This window comes from Actinotalea lenta (assembly GCF_030586465.1).
GTDB classification, from domain to species: Bacteria; Actinomycetota; Actinomycetes; order Actinomycetales; family Cellulomonadaceae; genus Actinotalea; species Actinotalea lenta.
This window is the reverse complement of record NZ_JAUQYP010000001.1, coordinates 1,211,338-1,216,006: the sequence shown is the minus strand read 5'-3', so window position 1 is coordinate 1,216,006 and position 4,669 is coordinate 1,211,338. Positions and strand designations below refer to the sequence as shown.

The following is a 4,669-nucleotide window of genomic DNA, read 5'->3' as shown; positions in this document are numbered from 1 at the left end:
AGCGCACGGCGGCGCTGCAGGAGATGCTCGCGGAGCGGGTGGCCGCCGGAACCCTGACCCAGTCCGAGGCCGACGCGATGCTCGCCGCCCACGCGGCCGGGGACCCGATCGGCATGGGCGGGCCGGGCATGGGCCGGCACGGCGGCGGGTTCGGCGGCGGGTTCGGCCGCGGGTTCGGCGGCGGCATGTCGGCCTGATCGCCCACGGACGCGCCCTGGGCAGCACCCGAGGGCCTCTCGCCGGCACCGGCGGGAGGCCCTCGTGTCGGATCGTGCGGATGGTGCAGGGAGGGAGCCTGCGGTCAGTCCCGCCACGGCTCACCAGCTGCAGCGCGGGTCGTACCGGCAGAGCGCTCCAACCACCGCATCACTCCGCGGGCCGCGACCCGACCGGCGCGGTTCGCCCCGATGGTGCTCGCGCTCGGCCCGTAGCCGACGAGCTGGACGCGCGGGTCGCGGACCGCGGTCGTGCCGTCGAGCTGGATGCCGCCGTGCTCGCTGCGCAGGCGCAGGGGTGCGAGGTGGGCGACGTCGGGCCGGAAGCCCGTGGCCCACAGGATCACGTCCGCGCGCTGCCGCGCGCCGTCCGCCCACACCACGCCGTCCGGCTCGAGGTGCTCGAACATGGGCAGGCGCCGGTAGACGCCGCGCTCGGCGGCGGGGCGTTCCTGGTCGCGCAGCATGAGGCCCGTGACGCTGACGACGCTCTGCGGCGGTAGGCCCTGCCGCACGCGGTCCTCGACGAGCGCGACGGCGGCACGCCCCTCGGCAGGTGTGAAGGGCGTGGTCCGCCAGACCGGTTCACGCCGCGTGACCCACGTGGTGGTCGCGACCTCGCTGATCTCCGCGAGGATCTGCACCGCGGAGAGCCCCCCGCCGACCACGACGACGTGCTGCCCTGCGAGCTCGTCCGGGCCGCGGTAGCCCTGGGTGTGCAGCTGACGCCCGGTGAACGTCTCCGCACCCGGGTAGTGCGGGATGAACGGGCGGCCCCAGGTACCGGTCGCGTTGACGAGCGTGCGGGTGGACCACGTGCGACCGGCCCCCGTGACGCGGAGCACGCCACCGTCGCCGTCGCCGTCGCCGTCGCCGTCGCCGTCGCCGTCGACACGCTCGACCCGTACGGGCCGGAGCACGGGAAGCCGCGCACGCCGCTCGTAGTCGGCGAACACCGCCGGGACGACGACGTTCGCGCGCTCACCCGAGGTCGGCGCGGCGGCGTCGTCCGGGAGGGCCGCGACGCCGTGCACGTCGGCCATGGTCAGCGTGTCCCACCGGTGCTGCCACGCACCGCCCGGTGCGGGGTTGGCGTCCAGCACGACGACGTCCTCCCACGCCCGAAGGCCCAGGCGCAGCAGGTGGTACGCGGCGGACAGCCCGGCCTGGCCGGCGCCCACCACGACGGACTGCAGGATCGGCGGCACGTCCGGGGAACACCGCGGGTCGGGCGGAGTCTTCCCGGCGCGTCAGCTCGCCGCGAGCGCGTCGGTGAGAAGGGCGACCAGGGCGTCGAGCTGGACGTCCGAGGACGAGGGGACGTCCTCCTCCGCGGCGCCGTCCAGCGCGCGGGCCGCCAGGCCCGACTTGCTGTCGATCAGCTCCGCGATCTTCGCGTCGATGGTCTGCGCAGCGATGATCCGCCACGCGGTGACGGGCTCGGACTGGCCGATGCGGTGCACCCGGTCGATGGCCTGGGTCTGCTCGGCGTCGGTCCACGACAGCTCGGCCAGCACCAGGTTGGAGGCGACCTGGAGGTTGATGCCGACTCCGGCAGCCGTGAGCGAGCACACCGCGATCGCGACGTCGGGGTCGTCGTTGAACGCGGCGATGTTCTTCTCGCGCACCTTGCCCGTCTGGTCCCCGCGGATGGAGGCATACCGCAGGCCGCGGTCGGCGAAGGTCTGCTCGGCCTGGTCCATGACGTCGATGTGCTTGGCGAAGAAGACGACCTTGCCGACGTTGCGGACCAGCTGGGCGGCGTAGTCCGCGGCCGCCCCCGCCTTGGCCTGGCCGATGAGCCGGACCATGGTGAAGACGTTCTCACCACCGCCGCGCTCGCTGGAGTCCTTGAGCTCACCGGCCGCGACCTTGCGGGCCAGGTCGAGGTCGATCCCCTCAGGCTCGGTCACGTCGCCCCGCGCCTCGAGGGCGGACCGGTAGCGGCCGACGAGCCTGCGGGCCAGGGCTTCCTCGGCGGCGCGGATCGAACGGCCGGCCGCGTCGTCGAGCTCGACCGGCAGGTCGGCGACGCGGCGCGCTGGGATGTCCGCCGCGACGTCCACCTTGCGGCGCCGGACGATACCCAGGTCGATCACGCTGCTGCGCGCGGCGGCGTAGAACCCCGGGTCGGCGGGGGTGAGGCCGGTCTCCTCGAGGGCGGCCTGGAGCGGGCCGAGCGGCTTCTTCTCGTCGATCCAGCCCAGGAACTGCCAGATGGCCCGGAAGTCCTCGATGTCGTTGATGAGCGGGGTCCCGGTGAGCGCCATCATCAGCGGGTTGATCGTGCGGGAGCGGATCCGGTCCGCGGTGGCCAGGACGTGCTGGGAGCGCTGCGAGCGCTTGTTCTTGATGAAGTGGGCCTCGTCGACGACCATCCCGCGGAAGCCCAGGCTGCCGAGCCAACCGACGTGTCGGTCCAGCAGCTCGTAGTTCATGATCACGACGTCCGCGAACCCGTCGACCTGCTCCCCGTCGCCGTGCACGACGGTCGCGCGCCGCTGGGGCGTCCACATCCCGACCTCGTGCGCCCAGTTCGCCTTGACGACGTTGGGTGCCACGACCAGCAGCGGGTAGGCGTCCGCCGCGCGGGCCGCCAGCAGGGCCTGGGCGGTCTTGCCGAGACCCGGCTCGTCGGCGAGCAGGAACGTGCGGTGCCCCCGGGCGGCGGCCTCGACGACCTGGGCCTGGTGCGGCATGAGCTCGCGGCCGCCCGGCGCGGCGGAGGGGCCGTCGTCGGGCAGCGACATGCAGGCGGGCGCGCCCGCACCGGCGTACTCGAAGGACCGGAAGAGCGGCTCGAGGAGCTCCCAGCCGGCCAGTCGCTGGGCCTTGGGGCTGGCGAGCTTCGCGGCCGCCTCGAAGTCCGGGGCGAGGAACGGGTTCGACCGCTGGCGCGCGAGCACCGACGCGGGCACCACCTGGCGCTCCGTGGCGGGGTCGGGCGCGGGGGGCGGGGCGGGCTCAGGCTCCTCGGGCGCCTCCCGGCCGGCCGCGCGGAGCACGGTGGCCGTGAAGTCGCGCGCCGCGTCGGAGACCTGGGCGTCCTCCGCGAGCAGCTGGAGGAGCGAGGTGTCCCGGGCGGCGATCTTGGCGAGCTGCGTCGCGACGCCGTCGAGGCGCTTGAGCTGTTGGGTCCGGGCCGACTCCGTGAGGTCGCGGTCGGCCATCACGCGGGCCCGCTCCTGGCGCACCAGCAGGGCCACGACCTGGAACTTCGTGCGTACCGACGGCCGGGTGGGCGGCTGCCGCACCGCGTTGTCGACCTCGCGGGCCACGCGTGCGAGGACGGGGAGGAGGCCTTCCTCGTGGGGGCGCGGGGGCCGCGTGCGCTGCGAGCCCGCGGTGCCGCGGGAGGCTCCGCTGCCCGAGCGTTGCGACCCGGAACCGCCGCGTTGCGAACCGGTGCCTCGCTGCGAGCCTGACCCACCGCGCGACGATCCAGACCCGCCGCGCGACCCGCCGCCCCCGCGCGATCCACCGCCCCCGCGCGATCCTGAACCGCCGCCCTGTGAGCCCGACCCGCGGCCGGCGTCGCCGCCCTCAGGGCGTGCACGACCGGATCGCCGTCGGCCAGCTCCTGCCACGTCTCCTCCTTCATCCCGCCGCAGCGCCATGCCACCGCGGGGCCTTGCCCCGTGCCGCCGTCCAGCCGCACGGGCGCCCCCGAGCGCCGTTCGACCGCACCGCGACGCGGGCGCACCGCGCCGGGCAGCGCGCCCGGGACGAACCCGGTCGGCGCTCCGAGCCACGCGGCGAGCGTCCCGCGAGGGGCGCTCCACCCGGGACGTCGCACAGCGAACCCGTCCGCATCGCGCGCGGCGCGTGCTCAGGTCGAGCGTGATACGCCGACGAGCATCTCCGTGAGCCGTGGCGGCCGGGCGAGGCCGCGCACGAGCATCGAGGCACCAGCAGCGTACCGCCCGGGTGGGCGTGCCCGCGCCGCGTCGGGTCCAGGCCGGGGTTCGGGGGGGTGCGACGCGTGCCGGGCGTTCTCAGAACTGCAGAACCAGCCGGCCCCGCACGCCACCCGCTTCCAGTCGCCGGTGCGCCTCGCCTGCCTGGGTGGCGGGCAGGACATCGGCCACGCGCAGAGTCAGGACGCCCTCCTCGACCTGCAGACGTAGCCGGTCCAGGGCCTCCCACTCGAGCGCGTGCGCGAACACCCTCACCGGGACGACGGTGACGCGGTCCCGGCCGCCGCCGTCCCAGCCGCGCACCGTCGCCATCCGACCGCCGTCCTTGACCGCGGGCAGCGCGGCCGCGTTGAGCACGGCGCCGTCGGCCAGACCGTCGACGCCGTCGGGGTATCGCTCACGGACCGCCTCGCTGAACCCCTCGCCGCGCGGCAGGACCACGTCCGCTCCGAGCCGCTCGACCAGTTCACGGTCCTTCGCGGCCGCGTCGGCGACGACGGTGATCCCGTCGGCCTTGGCGAGCTGGATCACGTAGCC

General features: G+C 75.2%; 3 protein-coding genes and 1 pseudogene. 1 reads left to right on the top strand and 3 read right to left on the bottom strand.

Annotated features, from left to right (window positions below):
- The coding region (locus Q6348_RS05700; RefSeq protein ID WP_304600333.1) for a hypothetical protein at nt 1-197 on the top strand (197 nt) is incomplete at its 5' end.
- A gap of 104 nt (nt 198-301) precedes the next feature.
- Here the strand turns inward: Q6348_RS05700 and Q6348_RS05695 are convergent.
- The 3 genes and pseudogenes from Q6348_RS05695 to Q6348_RS05685 all read right to left on the bottom strand — a co-directional run.
- Entirely contained in the window at nt 302-1,423 is a 1,122-nt protein-coding gene (locus Q6348_RS05695) for an FAD-dependent oxidoreductase (protein ID WP_304600332.1), read from the bottom strand.
- 42 nt (nt 1,424-1,465) lie between these two features.
- Nucleotides 1,466-3,580, bottom strand: a pseudogene (locus tag Q6348_RS05690) (DEAD/DEAH box helicase); the annotation flags it as partial.
- A gap of 630 nt (nt 3,581-4,210) precedes the next feature.
- Nucleotides 4,211-4,669 (bottom strand): zinc-binding dehydrogenase (locus Q6348_RS05685; RefSeq protein WP_304600330.1); only part of this gene is annotated, 459 nt, incomplete at its 5' end.